Source organism: Dactylosporangium sp. NPDC000244, assembly GCF_040300725.1.
In the GTDB taxonomy this organism is placed as follows: Bacteria; Actinomycetota; Actinomycetes; order Mycobacteriales; family Micromonosporaceae; genus Dactylosporangium.
The window spans coordinates 47,135-63,967 of record NZ_JBEPEH010000007.1 but is presented as its reverse complement, the minus strand read 5'-3'; the positions used below and the strand labels follow the sequence as shown (position 1 = coordinate 63,967).

General features: G+C 74.0%; 15 protein-coding genes. 10 read left to right on the top strand and 5 right to left on the bottom strand.

Annotated elements, in window-relative coordinates:
• Positions 1-2,157: 2,157 nt before the first annotated feature.
• The 5 genes from ABT369_RS11505 to ABT369_RS11485 are packed head-to-tail and all read left to right on the top strand — an operon-like array spanning position 2,158 to position 5,292.
• On the top strand, positions 2,158-2,901 hold the full coding sequence (locus ABT369_RS11505; protein ID WP_350611658.1) for a hypothetical protein: 744 nt from the start codon (positions 2,158-2,160) through the stop codon (positions 2,899-2,901).
• Positions 2,885-3,475, top strand: a complete 591-nt coding sequence (locus ABT369_RS11500) for an HD domain-containing protein (RefSeq protein ID WP_350611657.1) — start codon at positions 2,885-2,887, stop codon at positions 3,473-3,475. The genes ABT369_RS11505 and ABT369_RS11500 overlap by 17 nt, the downstream gene beginning before the upstream one ends.
• The gene (locus tag ABT369_RS11495; RefSeq protein ID WP_350611656.1) at positions 3,472-4,326 is read left to right on the top strand and encodes an SUKH-3 domain-containing protein; all 855 of its coding nucleotides are present in this window, start codon (positions 3,472-3,474) and stop codon (positions 4,324-4,326) included. The genes ABT369_RS11500 and ABT369_RS11495 overlap by 4 nt, the downstream gene beginning before the upstream one ends.
• Before the next feature lie 4 nt (positions 4,327-4,330).
• Positions 4,331-4,828: a DUF6301 family protein gene (locus ABT369_RS11490; protein ID WP_350611655.1), complete on the top strand. Its 498-nt coding sequence runs from the start codon at positions 4,331-4,333 to the stop codon at positions 4,826-4,828.
• Entirely contained in the window at positions 4,825-5,292 is a 468-nt protein-coding gene (locus tag ABT369_RS11485) for a TY-Chap domain-containing protein (protein ID WP_350611654.1), read from the top strand. Before ABT369_RS11490 ends, ABT369_RS11485 begins: the two co-directional genes overlap by 4 nt.
• A gap of 120 nt (positions 5,293-5,412) precedes the next feature.
• Here the strand turns inward: ABT369_RS11485 and ABT369_RS11480 are convergent, their stop codons facing one another.
• Both ABT369_RS11480 and ABT369_RS11475 read right to left on the bottom strand, forming a co-directional pair.
• Positions 5,413-5,997: a hypothetical protein gene (locus tag ABT369_RS11480; protein WP_350611653.1), complete on the bottom strand. Its 585-nt coding sequence runs from the start codon at positions 5,995-5,997 to the stop codon at positions 5,413-5,415.
• A gap of 76 nt (positions 5,998-6,073) precedes the next feature.
• Positions 6,074-7,780: a right-handed parallel beta-helix repeat-containing protein gene (locus ABT369_RS11475; protein WP_350611652.1), complete on the bottom strand. Its 1,707-nt coding sequence runs from the start codon at positions 7,778-7,780 to the stop codon at positions 6,074-6,076.
• Positions 7,781-7,857: 77 nt separating this feature from the next.
• Here ABT369_RS11475 and ABT369_RS11470 point away from each other — a divergent pair, with 77 nt between their 5' ends.
• The 3 genes from ABT369_RS11470 (at position 7,858) to ABT369_RS11460 (ending at position 10,118) form a co-directional block, all read left to right on the top strand.
• On the top strand, positions 7,858-8,262 hold the full coding sequence (locus ABT369_RS11470; protein ID WP_350611651.1) for a YwqJ-related putative deaminase: 405 nt from the start codon (positions 7,858-7,860) through the stop codon (positions 8,260-8,262).
• Positions 8,263-8,382: 120 nt separating this feature from the next.
• Positions 8,383-8,877: an SUKH-3 domain-containing protein gene (locus ABT369_RS11465; RefSeq protein WP_350611650.1), complete on the top strand. Its 495-nt coding sequence runs from the start codon at positions 8,383-8,385 to the stop codon at positions 8,875-8,877.
• Positions 8,874-10,118 (top strand): SseB family protein, encoded by a 1,245-nt coding sequence (locus ABT369_RS11460; protein WP_350611649.1) that lies wholly within the window; start codon positions 8,874-8,876, stop codon positions 10,116-10,118. Before ABT369_RS11465 ends, ABT369_RS11460 begins: the two co-directional genes overlap by 4 nt.
• On the opposite strand, the gene ABT369_RS11455 is transcribed toward ABT369_RS11460, so the two are convergent.
• Positions 10,119-11,474, bottom strand: coding sequence for a hypothetical protein (locus ABT369_RS11455; RefSeq protein WP_350611648.1), 1,356 nt, complete (start codon positions 11,472-11,474; stop codon positions 10,119-10,121).
• On the bottom strand, positions 11,471-12,724 hold the full coding sequence (locus ABT369_RS11450; protein WP_350611647.1) for a type VII secretion protein EccE: 1,254 nt from the start codon (positions 12,722-12,724) through the stop codon (positions 11,471-11,473). The genes ABT369_RS11455 and ABT369_RS11450 overlap by 4 nt, the downstream gene beginning before the upstream one ends.
• Positions 12,725-13,086: 362 nt before the next feature.
• Here ABT369_RS11450 and ABT369_RS11445 point away from each other — a divergent pair, with 362 nt between their 5' ends.
• The gene (locus tag ABT369_RS11445; protein WP_350611646.1) at positions 13,087-13,710 is read left to right on the top strand and encodes a Dps family protein; all 624 of its coding nucleotides are present in this window, start codon (positions 13,087-13,089) and stop codon (positions 13,708-13,710) included.
• Positions 13,711-13,732: 22 nt separating this feature from the next.
• The gene (locus ABT369_RS11440; protein WP_350611645.1) at positions 13,733-16,132 is read left to right on the top strand and encodes an Hsp70 family protein; all 2,400 of its coding nucleotides are present in this window, start codon (positions 13,733-13,735) and stop codon (positions 16,130-16,132) included.
• On the opposite strand, the gene fabG is transcribed toward ABT369_RS11440, so the two are convergent.
• Positions 16,133-16,831 (bottom strand): 3-oxoacyl-ACP reductase FabG, encoded by a 699-nt coding sequence (gene fabG, locus ABT369_RS11435; protein WP_350611644.1) that lies wholly within the window; start codon positions 16,829-16,831, stop codon positions 16,133-16,135. It abuts the gene before it with no gap.
• Between the last annotated feature and the right edge of the window lie 2 nt (positions 16,832-16,833).

Here is a 16,833-nt window from a genome sequence, read left to right as displayed (position 1 = left end):
CGCGATGCGTGAGACGCCCACCGAGATGCGGCTCACCGGCGACCTGTTCTGGCGGGACCTGGGCCTGCGCGGCGCCGTCGACCTGCCACGGCTGGTCGACGGCGAGATCACCCTCGACGGGTTCACCCGGGTGATGCCCGAGGATCACCTGCGCGCGAGCGGCGACGTGCGGATCGTGGTCGACGCGCCGGCGGGCACGCCGCTGGCCTGGATCGGCGGCGCCCACGAATACGCCGACGGCCAGGCGCTGCTGCCCGCCGGGGCCCGCCTGCACGTGACGGAGCTGCGCCAGACCGGGTTCGACCGGTTCGAGCTGCGGTTGCGCTACACCGGCTTCGAGGACCCGGCGACGATCGGCGGACGGCTGCTGGAGGACGGCGGCCCCCGGCCGGGCGATCTGCACGACGCCGGGCAGCCGGGCGAGGTGCCGCCGCCCGGCGTGCCGGCGCCGGTGGGCGAGCCGATGACCGCCGGCCACGCGTACACCGTCGCGCACGAGGCCGGCATCGACCTGCGCGGCGTCGAGATCCGGGTGGCCGAGGACCCGGCGCTGGCGCAGTACATGCGGGATCAGGGCGTCGCCGCGATCGTGCCGCCCGAGGAGGGCGGCCGCGTGGTGGTGCTCGGGCCGGACGCGTTCGCCGACCGCGACACGCTGGCCACGACGCTGCGCGAACACGGAGGGGGTGCCGGTGATCCGCATCATGGTGGAGCGCCTGTTCGACTGGACCGGCCGGGGTCTGATGGTCTCGGGGTTCCAGATGGGGGGCATCATCGAGCCGGGGATGAGGCTGGGGGACGGTACGGGGATCCGCGCGACGGTGCTGGGGATCGAGCCGGAGAGCCCGCGGGACCGGGCCGAGGGGTGGGTCACCCTCCGGCTGGAGTCCGCGACGCCGAGCCCGGCGGCCGTGGGCGTGATGCTGAAGGTGGAGGAGAGCCCGGCGGTGGCGTACCGCTACCACGCGACCCCGGACCTCGCGACGGCGGCCCTGGTCACGATCTCGGAGGACTCGCCGGGGACGAGCCGGGCGGTGGCTATCGAGCTGGCGACATTCTCTCGATCCTGGGCGGCGAGCCCGCCGCCGGGTTCCCAGGAGATCACCCGGGAGCAGGCGGAGCAGACCCTTCGGGCGGCCCGCACGATCATGCCCTCGGAGGCGGAGCTGCGCCGGATCCTGCTGACGCGAACCTGACGGCGCACCGGCTCGTCCAGGAGCGGATCGCGCCGCACTCGCCGGAGCTGGCGGGCGTGGTCGAGAAGCTGCTGGACGACCCGCACGCGCTCAACGTCACCAACTCGCTGCGCAACCCGCTGCTGCGCGACCTCGTGCTGCGCCACATCGAGGAGCTGGCCCGCGGCGACGCCCTGGCCCGCTACGGCGGCGACCTGCACCAGTTCCTGCAGGAGAACCCGGGCCGCGGGCCGCTCTACGCCAAGGTGCCGGACTGGGTCAACAAGGTTGTCGTGGACGGGGCCGAGCAGCCGCGGATGGGGCTGTACATCGCCGACATGAAGGCCTCCGATCCGGCCCTCGGCGTCGGCACGGAACCGACCGGGGCCGAGATGGGGCTGGTGCGCGAGTACGCGGACCGGCTCACCGCCGAGCTCAAGCCGGAGGTCGACCGGGTCCTGGGGGACATCGCCCAGCGGATTCGCGAGACCACCGACGGGCCGGTCGACTACAACAGCCGGGCCAAGGACGCCGAGGGCCTCATCGACAAGGTCGGCCGGATGAGCCGGGGCCGCGAGAACGCGCCCGGCCGCCCCTGGTACCGCGTCGGCGATATCATCGACGCCGTCGGCGCGCGGATCACCGTGCCCGACACCGGCAGCCTGTGGAAGACCCTGCAGGCGGTCGTCGACGAGTTCGGCGTCGGCGACGGCGGGCGGATCGTGGAGGTCGACAACATGTACGCCTCCCCGAAGTCGAAGAGCCCGCAGTACCGGGTGATCCCGCTCTGCATCGGCATCGAGGTCAACGGGAACAAGTACGCGTTCGAGCTGCAGCTGACCACGCTGCGCGCGTCGATCGCGGCCGACATCGAGCACAACTCGCTCTACAAGCCCTACGTGTCCATGTCGGCGGCCGACGCGCAGGCGGTCCGCGAGGCGTTCGAGGAGGCCGCCGCCCTCGATCAGCTGGAGGACAGCTCATGACAGAGCGCGAGACGCTCTATGTCTTCCGGCTGGGGGAGGCCGACGACGACCTCACGCCCGCGTTCGTCGTCGACGGCCGCGACTACCCCGACGACGAGGCCGTGCGCGCCGCCGTCGGGGCGGCCCGGGCGGCCCTGGGAGAGCGGCGGCTGATCGCGGACTTCGAGACTTCGGCGGCAGCACCCGAGGCCCCGCGATCCCCGCTGCCCTCGTGGCCCGAGTGGCGCGCGCGGCACCTCGAGCGCGGCGAGCCGATCGGCGTGCGGCCCCGCCCCGAGGTCCAGCCGATCCCGGCGGGCTGGGACGACATGGGCCGCTGGCTGGAGCAGTCCCGCTCGTGGCTCGACGCGCAGCTCGCGGCGGCGGCCGGCGCGGTGCCCGGGGCCCGGGTGCGGCGCACGCGGGAGGCCGAGGCGCACCGGATCGGCCCGGGCTCCGTCGTGCTCGCCGAGGAGCGGTACCAGACCGACTGCGAGTACCTCGCCGTCCCGCCCGCCGGCGCCGATGCCGGCACGGTGCTGGGGCAGGTCGCCACGGCGCTGCACGCGGGCGGCTGGACGGTCGAGGCCCTCGAGGAGTCGCCCGGGTACGTCACGCTGCCGGCCGCGCGGGCCGGGTACACGATCACCGCCGTCTGGAGCAGGCGCAACAACGCGGTGCGGCTGACCGGTGCCTCCCCGGTCGTGGACGCCACCACGTTCGAGGCGCGGGGAGGGGCCGGCGGTGCCGCGCACGTTTGACGGCTCCGTGGGCTGGCCCGTGCTGCGCACCCGCTTCGCCGACCGGCTCCCGCCGCCGACCCTCGCCACGCTGGACGCGGCGGTGGCCTTCGCCGTCGAGCGGCACGGCGACCAGCGGCGCCCCGCCGGGGAGCCCTACGTCGAGCACCTGCTCGAGGCGCTCGAGGTGCTGGTCGAGGCGGTCGGCGAGCGCGACCCCGACACCCTGTGCGCCGCGGTGCTGCACGACGTCGTCGAGGACACCCCGACGACGCTCGACGAGGTGCGGGAGCGCTTCGGGCCGCGGGTCGCCGAGCTGGTCGGGTGGGTCACGAAGCAGGGGGACCGGGAGGCGTACCTGGCCGCCCTGCGCGACGCGCCCGACGCCGCGCTCGCCGTGAAGCTCGCGGACCGGGTGAGCAACGTCCAGCGGCTGCGCACGCACCCGCGCCCGGCCAAGCGGGCCTCGTACTACCGCGAGACCGTCGCCACCATCGTGCCCCTCGCCGCCGGGCGGCCCTGGTTCGAGGCGTGGTACCGCGACTGGCAGGCCGAACACGCCGACCTCGAACGTCTCGATGGGGGACAGCCATGAGTCTCGGCGAGTCGGACGAGCCGTTCCAGTTCGTCGTGCTGGGCGAGCAGACCGGCGGGCAGCTGGTGCCGGGCGAGATGACCGCCGGGAACAACCGCCGCTTCTTCCGGGTCCTGCGCTACCTGCGGCGGGGCTCCTGGGTCATCCGCGACCCGCTGACCAGGGGCGCCGACGCGCTCGACCCGCAGGCGGAGCCGGTGGTGCCGCGCGGCTACCGCACCGACGGCGAGTGGGTCTGGCCGCTGGCGCTGGAGTACTACCTGGAGCACCACGGCGTCGCCCCGCCCAAGGGCCTGCTCGACGTGATGACCGAGCGCGCCCACTTCCCGCTGCGGGTCCACGCCGACCGGTGCGGCCAGGCCCACCAGGCGCTGCTGCCGCGCATGCCCGGCCCGTTCGAGCCGCCCGCGCCGATGCAGTTCCGCCTGCCGCCCGACGTGTACGACCTGCTGCTCACCGTGGGCTGGACGCCCGGCCGCCAGATCCCGGTCGCCGAGGGGCTGGACCCGCGGGCCGAGGAGATCCTCGCCGAGTTCGGCGGGCTCACCTACCCCGTCTACGGCTACGTGCGCGACTGGCGGGTGACGGCCTTCCACCTGCTGCCCGACGGCCCGCCGAGCGACCCCGACCGGCTCGCGGCCGCGGCCGGGCGCCTCGGCGGCCCGCTGCTGCCGCTCGGCTCGGTGCCCGGCTGGAACTGCGAGATCGTGCTGCACCCCGAGCACGGCATCGGCACCGCCGGCGAGACCGAGCGGTTCCTGGGCCGCGACATCGACGAGGCCCTCACCGCACTCGTGCGCGGCGTGGCTCCCGCCGAGTCGCGTCGCGCGGGGAGCGGTTGGCTAAGGTAGGCCCATGTCGACCGACCTGCGGATGCTCAGCGGCGACGAGGTCGTCGCGCTGGTTCGCAAACTGATGACCGTGCGGCCGCTGCTGCGCAACGCCCCGGCCGAGCAGATCATCCAGGAGCTCGGCTGGACCGAGATCGAGCACAACGACGAGGTGTTCTTCACCGACCCCGGCGACGGGCTCGGCGAGGGTAGCGTCGGCCTCGGCGACGACGGCACGCCCGAGGTCGTGACGGCGTCGATCCACACCCAGATGCGCGGGCGCGACACCGACGAGCGGCGCGACTTCCGCCAGGACGCGTTCTCGGTGGCGGGCCGGGCCATCAATGCCGCGTTCGGCAAGCCCTACGGGCTCGAGGACGGCAACCTGCCGAAGCTGAAGTGGCGCATCGGCGACTCGGCGATCAACCTGATCCGCGCGCCGATCGGGGTCAAGCTGTGGCTGTGGCGCCCGATCGACCTCAAGGCCCGGGAGTGGATCCCGGATGAGGAGGAGTACCTGTGACCGCGCCGACGACCCCGACGTGGGACGAGTTCGCCGCCGCCCTGCGCAAGGAGCTGGGCCGGATGGGCGACGGCATCCTCTTCGTCATCAGCCATCGCGAGCAGCCCTGGCACTTCGCGCAGTTCGCGCAGTACCTCGACGAGACCTTCGCCGAGGTCAGCGGGGAGACCGTGCAGGACCCGGCGGTCGAGGAGGCCCCGACGCCGGAGGGGACGCGCATCCTCGAGTCGCTCGGCTGGGCACCGCCGATGCGCCGCGAGGGCTACCGGTGGCACCGGTCCGTCCCCTACCCGCCGACCAGCGCGGAGTACCGCGAGATCGTCGACGCCGTGGTGGTCGCCCTCCGCGACGTCAACGGCGTGCCGGGCCCGGACCACCTGACCTACCGGGCCTGGAACGGCAAGGACGACAACAAGCCCTGGCCGGTCGAGCTGCCGGGCGTGCGGCCCGAGGCTCGTTCCTGAGCGCATGACTCGGGTCCGCGGTGGTGCGGACCGTCGCTCCCGCCAGACACCGCTCGGCGCTGCGCGCCGTCGCTGCCAGGCCCGCGGCTGGTCACCCTCTTTTCATTGCAGTTCCCGGCTCTACGGCAGGAGGTCGGGCCGGTAGCGGCGGAACCAGTCGCCGATCCGTCCCGACGTCCAGCCCCGGTCGATCATGGCCAGGCTCATGTTCACGGTCAGCGGGTCGCCGAACGGCACCCACTCCGCGCCGTGCTGCCGCTGCCGCTCGACCTGGCTGTGGTCGAGGATCTCGCCGACGCCCGTGAGGCCCGGCCCGGTGTTGGCGTCGGCGAACATGTCGACGCCCGCCTGGGCCGCGGCCCGGCCCACGCCGTAGGGCGCGATGACGGTGCCGGAGCGGCGGTTGATGACGACGACGCTCTGGATGTCGGCCCAGCGCATGCGCACGACCTTGCCGTCGCGGCGCAGGAACTCCACGCCGCTCGGGGACAGCCGCAGGCCCTGCTGGCGGCTCGCCACCCGGTGCAGCAGCGTGATCCCGCCGACCACCAGGATCGGCCCCAGCACCATGCCCGCGTAGCCCGCGATCATGTAGCCGATGACGAACATCAGCAGGGCGACCACGATGTTGGTGGGCAGGAACGGCTTGCTGTAGTTGTGCCAGGTCTGCGCCCAGCTCGCCCGGAACTCTTCGGGCTCGTTCATACCGTCACCTCCGCGTCGCTCCGGTGCCGTACCTGTGCTGCCTGATGAGCGGCCACTCCGCTTCGCTCCGTACCGCTCATGTGACCGCTTCGAGGTCGGCCGGTTCGAGGATGCGCAGCTCGTCGAGGCTCGGGCGGCGGCCCAGGACCCGCAGGCGCTGCGCCTGGGCCTTGCGGACGCTTTCGAAGAGCTTCCGGGCGTCGCGGGCGTTGCCGAAGTTGGCGTCGCGCTCGACGGCGGCGAAGTGGCGCAGCAGCGCCGGCTCCACGTCGTCGCCGAGCACGTAGTCGTCGGCCGCGCACATCCGGCGCACGATCCGGACGAGCTCCTCCGGGCTGTAGTTCTCGAAGACGATCGTCTTGGTGAACCGGGACGCGAGACCCGGGTTGGCCGAGATGAACTCGTCCATCTCGGCGGTGTAGCCGGCCGCGATCACCGCGATCTCGTGCCGGTGGTCCTCCATGAGCTTCACCAGGGTGTCGATCGACTCCTGGCCGAAGTCCCCGCCCGAGCCCATGGTGCGCGACAGCGTGTAGGCCTCGTCGATGAACAGCACGCCGCCGCGCGCCTCCTCGAACGCGGCCGACGTCTTCTCGGCGGTGTGGCCGAGATACTGCCCGACCAGGTCGCGCCGCGAGACCTCCTTGAACGCGCCCTTCGGCAGCACGCCCAGCGCGGCGAGCAGCTTGCCGTAGATGCGGGCCACGGTGGTCTTGCCGGTGCCCGGCGCGCCCGCGAACACCAGGTGGTGGCTCATCGCGCCGACCGAGAGCCCGGCGCTGCGCCGCCACTCGTTGACCTGGATCTCGTCGATGAGCGCCCGGACCTCGTCCTTGACGCCGGCCAGGCCGACCATCGTCTCCAGGTCGCCCAGCAGCGCCTCGACGGCGGCCGCGTCCCCGCCGGCCGCCGGGGCACCGTCGCCGATCGTCAGCGGCGCCGCGTCGGGCCGGGCGGTGATCAGCGTCGTGGTCGCGCCCTCGGCGATGTCCACGGCCGGCACGCCGGTGTTCTCGATCTGGCACTCCTCGATCGCGCCGCCGCACCCGCGCGCGACGGAGACGCCGACGCCCTGGGTGTCGTGGATCTTGCAGCGGCGGATCGTCGGCGAGCTCTGGTGGGCCACGACCACCCCGGCGTCGCCGGTCTGGGTCACCTCGCAGCCCTCGAGCGTCGGCTTGCCGAACTGGTACACGTAGACGCCCCGCCGCCCGCACCCGCGCACGACCGTGCCGGTGATCACCGGATCGGCGCCGATGCGCACGATGATCCCGTCCTCGGCGACCTCGCTGATCTGGCAGTCGTCGATGGTGCCCGGCGCGTCCTCGACCACCACGCCGTACTGCGCGCCGGTGATCGTGCACTTGCGCAGGTCGATCGAGCCACCGGCCAGGTCGACGCCGGGCCCGAAGCGCGCGGTCAGGTCGCAGCCGTGCAGCGCGAGCTGGGTGCCGCGCGCGGTGACCACGGGCGCGTCGGCCGCCAGCAGCGTGAAGCCCTCGATCGTCAGCGTGGCGTTGCGCGCGCTCACGGCCGGATAGGGGATCGCGGACGCGTCCAGCGTCACGGTGCCGCCCGCCGGGTCGGAGCTCACCAGCTTCAGGCGCTTGCCGGTGACGAAGATGGCCTCGGCGTAGGTGCCCGGGGCCACCGCGATCACCGAGTCGTCGGTGGCCGCGGCGAGCGCGTCGCCGATGGTGGCGTACGCACCCCGCTGCTGCGGTGAGACGAGAAGTGTGCGAATGACGGCCCCCGGTGCTCCAGACGAAAGGTGCCCTCGCATTATCGCAGCCAGCCGCGCTCACCACGACGCCCGCCTATGGGCAGTCAGTCCGCGTTTGGGCGGCTACGCTGTGCGGCATGGCGACCAGGGCGACGACCGGCCGCAGGCTGCCGCTGACCGCGGGCGCGCTGCTCGTGGGCGACACGGTCTACCGGCACACCTCCGTTCGCGGCGACACCCCGCCCGAGCTGCACGCGCTGATCCGGCGGTTCCTGCACGAGCTGCCGGTCGAGTCGCGGGAGCGCTACGCGGGCTCCTGCGCGGAGATGGTCCTCGTCTCCGACCGCCTGCACGAGGCCGAGCGCGCCCTCGGCGGCACCCCGCTGACCCCGGCGGCCGCGCGGGCCGAACTCTGGGGCGCGCAGCTGTCGCTGGTGCACATCCGCGAGGAGGGCGACCCGGTGCACGGCACTCCCGCCCGGCCCTGCCGCACCTGCACCGCGCTGCTGGACTGGCTCGGCATCGAGGCGGGCACGTCATGAGCCGCGCTTTCGCCCCCGTCTGCGTCGCGCTGCTGGAGTGTGCGTCATGAGCCGCGTCGAGCGTTTCGCCTCCGGCGCGGAGACCGGCCGCGTCTGCGTCGCGCTGCTGGAGCGTGCGTCATGAGCGGCCCCGCGCGTTTCGCCCCCGACGTGGAGACCGCGCTGCGCGAGGCGGGCTGGGAGCCCGGCCGCGACGTGACGCCCCAAGCGCGCATGTGGGGCCTGGCGCTCGCCTCGCACGCCTCGCCGTCCGGGCAGCAGCACACCGTCGTGCCCGCCGCCCTGGCCGTGCTCGCCGAGTTCGGCGGCCTCACGGTCCGGGCCGCGGGCGAGGGCGCCGAGATCGCCCGCACCGGCATCGTCTTCGACCCGCTGCGCGGCCTGCACGCCGCCACGACGCTGGCCGAGCTCGGCGAGCTGATCCAGGCCCGGCTCACGCCGATCGGCGAGCAGGACGACGGCGCCGGGCTGCTGGCCATGGACGAGCACGGCCGCGTCTTCGTGCTCGACCACACCGCCGACTGGTTCGCCGGCGCGACCGTGGACGAGGCGATCGCCACGCTGCTAGGAGGCCGCCTCCCGGCCCGCGTCACCGACGACGGCACCTGGTCATGACGCCGTCGTACGACTCAGGCCCCGCCGGCGCATACGGCCCGCACGACGACTGGCGCCCGCCCGGCACCGACGATCGACGGCCCTCGCCCGGCGCCGGGGACTGGCGACCGTCGCCGGGCGCCGATAGCCCGCAGCCCTCGCCCGGCGCCGAAGACTGGCGGCCCTCGCCCGGTGCCGGAGACCCGCGGCCCTCGCCCGGTGCCGACGGCCCGCGGCCCTCGATCGGTGGCGGGGACTGGCGGCCGTCGACCGAGGCCGAGGAGGCCATGGCCGCGGCGGTCGCGGCCGGTGACCAGATCGCCTACCTGAAGGCGCTGTCCGACGAGGCGCTCTACCTGCCGATCACCCCGGCCGCGGCCGCCGGGCGCGAGCCGGTGACCCTGGCGACGTCCCCGGCCGGCGGCACGACCTACGTGCTGGCCTGGACGTCCGGCCCGGCGCTGCCGCCCGAGGTTCAGGCCGTGCGCCGCACCCCGCTCTTCGAGGTCGTGCACGCCATCCAGGAGCGCGGCTGGGGCATCGCCGTGGACCCCGGGCTGCCCGTGCAGGCGTACCTGTCGCCGGACGCGGTGCAAACCCTGCCGCCGTGGGAGCCCGAGTGGTGGCCGCTGGACGACGCGCTGCGCCGGGCGGTGCTGGCCGAGGACCGGGAGGCGTACATGGCCGCCCTCCTCGAGGCACATCTGGTGCTGCCGCTGCCGACGGAGGAGGAGCTGGCCGCGGCGAACCCGCAGCCCGACCCCGACGATCCCGAGGCGGCCTACTGGACCGTCGTGCGCACCGACCGGATCGTGCCGAGCATCTCCCGCGACGTGACCGACCCCGAGTTCCCCTGGTGGCGCGCCGAGCTGGTCGACGGCCGCGAGATCATCTTCGCCTTCACGTCGGTGGCGCACATGCAGGCCGAGGTCGGCGACCGCGAGTGGGTCTCGGTACCGTTCGTCGACATCGTGGTCGCCTGGCCGGAGAACGAATCGGAGAGCGGCCCGCAGAGCCGGCCGCGGACCGGGGCGTCGAGCGGCGCCGGAGGCTGGGCGGCCAGCGGGTCGCAGAGCGGCGCCGGGAGCTGGTCGCAGACCGCGCCGAGGGGCGGGTCGCAGGGCGGGGCGACGAGCGGGCCGGCGCTGCGGCTCAACCCGGGCGGCACCAACGGGATGGAGCTGCCGCCCGAGGCCCTCGCGGAGATGTACAAGCTGTTCATGGCGGCCCTGCACGAGAAGCACACCGCGCGCGACGAGTGATCAGCGCTGCGGCGGCCCGTGATACTGCTGCTCGACCCCGGTGGGGGAGAGCCAGACGTACCGGTTGGCCCCGCTGCCCATGAGCGCGAGCATCTCCGGGGTCATCTCCTGCAGCAGGCCGGCCCCGCTCTCGGTGAGGTTCAGCGCCTGGCCCGCCACTGCGGCCTCCTGGTGGCTGAGCTTCTGCAGCATCACGAGGTTGCAGCCCTGCAGCGTGTGCGCGTGCTCGGCGCCGAGCTTGCGTACCACCGTCACCTGCGTCTGCCACGCCCCGAGCTCCGGGCGCGCGCCGAAGCCGACCTGGCTCACGTCGGTCACGATGAGCAGCGGCTGCCGGGCGCTCGCCGGGGCGGTGGGCGGGCGCGGATCGTTCCACAACAGCAGCCGGTCGCTCATCCCGGTCGCCCACTCGCCGAGCCCCTGCCACGGGCGCGGGTCGCCGGTCATCACGATCACGCGGGCGCCCAGGGCGAGGGTCCGGAAGACCAGGAGCCGCTGCGCCCAGAGCCCGGCGACCAGGGTCACGCGGGTCGGCTCCGGGCGGAACAGCCGGATCGGCACCGGCTGGCGCTGGTAGTCCACGCCGAGCATCAGGCCCGTCGCGCCCGTGCCGCCCCGCACCTGCTTCAGCGCCGCCGCGCTCACGTCGTGCCAGCCCACGTGCAGCCGGGGCAGGCTCGGCCCGAGCGGCTTGCCGGTGCGCCGCGCCGGGGCCGGGGTGCTCGTCGGCGGCCCGGTCGGGCCCTGCCGGCGGACCGCGAGGTCCTCGGGGCGGGCCTGGGCCGGGGCCTGCGCGGGGTGCTGGGCAGCGAGCGTCCCGGCCGCGGCCTGGGCCTGCTGCCACGGCAGGTTGGGCGCGGCGGTGCGGGACAGGGAGCTCTCGAGGTCGAACTGCGGGGGCGCGGCGGCCGGGCGCACCTCGGTCGTCACGTGCTCGCGAACCGGCTGGGCCTGCTGCGGCACGGCGGCCCGCGCCTGAGCGGCGTACTGAGCCTGCTGCGCGGCCTGAGCTTGAGCGGCCTGAGCTTGAGCAGCCTGAGCCTGAGCGGCGGCCTGAGCCTGGGCATACTGCGCCTGCTGCGCGGCGTAGGCGGCCTGCGCCTGGGCGGCCGCCTGGGCCTGCGCGTGCGCTTGGGCGGCGGCCTGAGCCTGAGCAGCCTGAGCGGCCTGAGCAGCCTGGACCTGGGCCGCGTAGGCCGCGGCCTGCTCCGGGGAGTACTGCGCGGCGCGAGCCGCCGGCGGCACCTGGGCCCGGCCGACCCCGCCCCGGTGCAGCCCGATCTGCTCCGGCGGCGGCGCGCTGTGCCGCCCGGGCTGCTCCTCGTAGGGCTCCGGCGGCTGCTGCGGGTGGCTCACTTCGCACCGCCCCCGGTCGGGGCGCACGCGTACATCCCCGGCCCGTGCTCCCCGTCGAGCCGCACGAGCTCGGCGTGCGCCGCGGTCGCCGCCTCCGTCACCGCGCCGGCCGAGGCCTCCAGCGCCGCGGCCGGGGCCGAGACGCGCACGAGGCAGCGCAGCGCCAGCCCCCCGCCGTCGCGGGTCAGCGTCAGCGAGGTCGCCGACGACGAGGACGGCAGCGAGATCAGGTGCTCCAGCAGCGCGGAGGTGTCGTCCAGCCGCGGCCAGGTCTTGAGCCAGAAGACGTTGTGCGCCAGTTCGCCGGAGCGCCAGTTCGTCCAGTCCTCCTGCGGCCGCCACGACTCGCCGGGCACGGCCGGGTCGAGCTCGCAGGCCCGGGCGAGGGCGTCGGTGAGCTCGTCGCCGGTGAGGATGTGGTGCTCGAGGCCGGCGTCGCGCAGCAGCCGGCCGACCTTGCGGATCAGCGAGCCGACGAGCGCGGGCGCGTGCTCGGCGTCGTAGCTGCCGGCCATGCCGACCTCGGCGCGGGCGCGGGCCTCGAGCCGGACCGCGACCCACGTGGTGCGCTCGGCGGGCAGGGCGGGGCCGGGCTGCAGCTGCTGCAGCTCGCGGTAGGAGCGCGCGGCGAACTGGGTGTTGTCAACCCGCTGCCACGGCGCCGGGACGCTCACGGTGGTGACCTGCACGACCGCGCCGGGGTGCTCGGCCTCGTCCAGCACGCGGGCGAGGAGATCCAGCGGTACACCCGGCTCGGCATCGCCCCGCATGGACGTCTCGGTGCCGAGGACGGCCGCGGCGTACCACCCGGCGGCGTCGCATCCGATGCCGATCTTCGGGCCGTCGGCGGTGGCGCCGGGCACCTCGCGGACCAGCATCCCCGGTGCGAGGGTGCGCAGCATGACCAGGCGGCGGTCGGGCTCGTGGGCGGGGTCGGGCGCGGCGAAGCGGCGGCGGTTGTGCTCGCGGGTCATCGCGCGCCGCTCCAGCCACCAGCGGCCGCGGCTGCGCAGCAGGGCGACGAGGACGACGGCCAGGCCGGCGGCTCCGGCGATCCCGGCGACGATCGGCCCGCGCGGCAGCAGGGCCGCGATGCCCAGCACGACGGCCTCGACCAGCACCAGGCGCCCGATGTGGATCCCGCCGACGTATCCGGGCCGGCGCCGCAGCTGCGGCCGGTCCACGGCGTCGGGTCGTCCGGCGGGCGGCGCGGTCGCGCTGCCCCGCGCGGACACGGGCGCTTGTGTCATCCGGCCGGCACCCCCCGTAGCTCTAGCCGCTCAACTCGTCGTCGGGATCGCAGCTTACCTATCCCGTTCACCCTATGGGGGCAGGCGGGAGAGCGTACCGCGTCACCCTCATCATCCCTCCCGGGCCGGCGATCGCGCTCACCGGCGGACCACTCTGTGCGGTATCCGCCAGCCGATGCCCAGAAGATGCCAGCCGCGCCACGGCATCCTCGTGGGTCACGCTGCCCACACGGCCGTCCCGGTTGATCCGAGCCCCCTCGGACAGCACGCGTACCGCCACTTCCCGGCCCGGCGATCGCCGCGCGACGGAGTCACCGCGCCGGGTGAGGGTTGAACGGCGCCGGCCGGGCACAGGGCGCTCCATGCCAGCCACCAAGCCAGCCACCAAGAAGAAAAGCGGCAGCCAGCCCTGGCTGCACCAGCAGGGCCGCGAGATCCAGCGGTTCGGCCAGCTGCGCCAGTTCCCGGTCGCGCTGTCCCACGACGCCCGCCTGTACTCCTGCGAGCGGCTCAACCAGGTGCTCGCCGACACCCAGATCCTCTACTCGCTCTACAAAAAACACCACTGGCTCATGCGCGGCCCGACCTTCTACCAGCTGCACCTGCTGCTCGACAAGCACGCCGAGGAGCAGATCGAGCTCGTCGACACCCTCGCCGAGCGGGTCCAGACGCTGGGCGGCATCGCCGTCGGGGACCCCCGGCACGTGGCCGAGCTGACCCGGGTACCGCGGCCGCCGGACGGTGCCGAGGAGGTCCCGGCGATGCTGTCGCGCCTGCTCGAGGCGCACGAGATGATCCTCCAGGAATGCCACGACGCCGCGGGGCGGGTCATGGAGCAGGGCGACGACGGCACCAACGACCTGCTGGTCTCCGACGTCATCCGCCGCAACGAGCTGCAGGCCTGGTTCCTCGCCGAGCACCTGGTCGACACCCCCCTCGTGCACACCGAAGAGGAGGCGAGGGCGGCCGCCAACGGACGGCGTTGATGGCAGGCGTTACCGTGACGGCGTGACGAGGCATATCGAGTCGCAGCTGGGCATCGACCTGGGCACCACGCACACGGTCGCCGCGCTGACCGCCGCCGACGGTCGCAGCCAGCCGCTGCTGTTCGACGCCAGCTTCCTGCTGCCGTCGTCGGTGTACGCCGAGGTCGACGGGCACCTGCTCGTCGGCCGGGATGCCGAGCGCAGTGCCCGGCTCGATCCCTCCCGCTTCGAGCCCAACCCGAAGCGCCGGGTCGATGACGGCACGGTGCTGCTGGGGCAGCGCGAGTACGCGGTGTCCGACCTGCTCGCCGCGCTGCTGCGGCGCACCGCGGACGAGGCGTCCCGGGTGCTGGGGGTCATGCCGGTGCGCACCGTGCTGACCTACCCGGCGAACTGGGCCACCCACCGCCGCTCGGTGCTCGCCGACGCCGCGGCCCGGGCCGGCATGCCGTCGCCGATCCTGGTGCCGGAGCCGATCGCGGCCGCCGCGTACTTCACCAGCATCCTCGGGCGCACCATCGTGCCCGGCGGGGTCCTGGTGGTGTACGACTTCGGCGGCGGCACCTTCGACACCACGATCCTGCGGCGCCGGCCCGACGGCGGCTGGGACGTGCTGGCCAGCGACGGCCTGCCCGACGTCGGCGGGGTCGACCTCGACGCGGCGATCATCGGACACCTGGGCCAGTCGCTCACCGCCACCGACCCGGACCGCTGGCGCCAGCTGGTCGAGCCCGCCGACGACGCCGCCCGCCGCCGGCACCACCTGCTGCGCGAGGACGTGCGCGCGGCCAAGGAGCAGCTCTCCCGCGCCTCGACGGCGAGCGTGCACCTGCCGCTGTTCGAGACCGACATCCACGTCACCCGCTCGGAGTTCGAGCAGCTGTCCCGCTCCTACCTGCAGCGCACCGTCGACCTCACGGCGAGCACCCTGCAGCGGGCCGGGGTGCGCATCGACCAGATCGGCGGGCTGTTCCTCGTCGGCGGCTCCAGCCGCATCCCGATGGTCTCCACGCTGCTGCACCAGCGGCTCGGGGTCGCCCCGACGATCATCGAGCAGCCCGAGCTCGTCGTCGCGCTCGGCAGCGTGCTGGCCGCGATGCCCTCGCGGCCCGCGCCCTTCCCGCAGGGCCCGCCGCCGGCCGGCCCGCGCCCGCCGATGATCGCCCCGCCGAACGCCCCGATCTCCGGCCCGGTCCCCGTCCCGGTCTCGGGCCTGCCGACTGCGCCCATGTCCACCACCCCAATGCCCACCGCGCCCATGTCCGGGCCGCCGAGCCCGGTGTCGCCGGCGGCGTTCCAGTCCTCCGCCACGCCGACGTCCCCGCCCACGAGCGCGCCGCCCAACCCCACCGCGGTGTTCGGGGCGCCGCCCCCGGTCGCGCCGCCGTTCCAGCCCGTCGCGCCGCCGCGCCCGGGCGGCGGCGGGAGCAAGACCGGCCTGCTCGTGCTCATCGTGGTCGGCGCCGTGCTGCTGCTCGGCGTCGGTGGCGCGGTCGCCTGGAACGCGGTCAGCGACGACAAGCCGGACACGGACCGCACCGCCACGGCCGGCAACGGCAGTCGCGGCAACGGTGGCACCGGGACGGACAACGGCACCGGGACGGACAACGGCGGCGGGGCGGCCCCGACCGCCAACGCGAAGCCGGGCGCGGCCACGCAGACCGTCGACGTGAACAAGACGATCTGGTACTCCCAGTTCAAGGTCACCGTGGCCAAGGTGACGTACGACGCCAAGACCGACAGCACGCCGAAGCTCACGGCCGAGCTCGTGATCGAGAACCTCGGCTCGGACAACGAGCGGCCCTATCTGCCGACGGTCTTCAACGTCGGCGGGCAGCAGTACACGGGCCAGTTCCAGGAGAGCACCACGGTGGCGGGCGGCCAGAAGAGCAACTACACCCTGGACTTCGGCATCTACGACCCGTTGAAGGTCAGCATCGCCACCGGCGAGCTCATCTTCGGCGCGGCCGACCGCGAGCAGCCCAAGATCTCGCTGGCGAGCGGGGACGTCAACGCGTACGAGCCGGTCAACCTGATCAAGGACCAGAAGGTGACCGTGCGGGACGTGACCGCCACGTTCACCACGTGCGACCTGCGCGGCGGCTTCTTCGACTACAACGGGCAGGCGAAGAAGGGCTACCGCGTGGTGATGTGCAAGGTCGACATCCAGTACAACGGGAAGTCCTCGGAGTACGTCGGGCAGGAGCACTTCCGCCTGGGCACGCCGGACAACTCCGAGCTCGGCCCGGACACGGCGCCGAACGAGGCCCTGTCCAGCGGGCAGAAGGCGGTCGGCACCGACCTCGCGTTCCAGGTGAAGATCGACCAGCCGGGCACGTACAAGCTGCGGCTGGTCGACCTCGGCGACCACAAGGACCGGCAGGCCGGCGACGTCGCCGAGGTCGACCTCACCCTGAAGTAGCTAGCGGGCGCCGCCGTTGACGTAGAGGGTCTGGCCGGAGACGTAGGAGGCCTCGTCGCTGGCCAGGAACGCGATGACGGCGGCGACCTCCTCGGGCCGGCCGACCCGGCGCAGCGGCGTGCGCTCGGCCACCATCGCCTGGTGCTCCTCGGCGGTGCTGCCGACGCGCTCGGCCGTGGCCGCGGTCATCGGGGTCGCGATGTAGCCCGGCGCCACCGCGTTGACGGTGATGTCGTACGGCCCCAGCTCGATCGCCAGCGTCGCGGTGAGCCCCTGCACGCCCGCCTTCGCCGCGGCGTAGTTCGCCTGGCCGCGGTTGCCCAGGGCCGAGCGGCTGCTGAGGTTGACGATCCGGCCGTACCGCTGGGGAACCATCACCCTCTGCACCGCCTGACAGCACAGGAACATGCTGGTCAGGTTGGTGTTGAGCACCGCCGACCACTCGTCGAACGGCATCTTGAACAGCAGGTTGTCCCGCGTGATGCCGGCGTTGTTGACCAGGATGTCGATCCGGCCGATGCCCGCGAACACCTCGTCGACCTGCACCTTGTCGGTCACGTCGCACGCCACGACCCCGTCGGCGGCCTTGAGGTCGAGCACCACCACGTTCGCGCCCTGCTCGCGCAGCAACGCCGCGGTGGCCGCCCCGATGCCCTGGGCCCCGCCGGTGACGACGGCCGTCCTGCCCTCGAATCGCATGC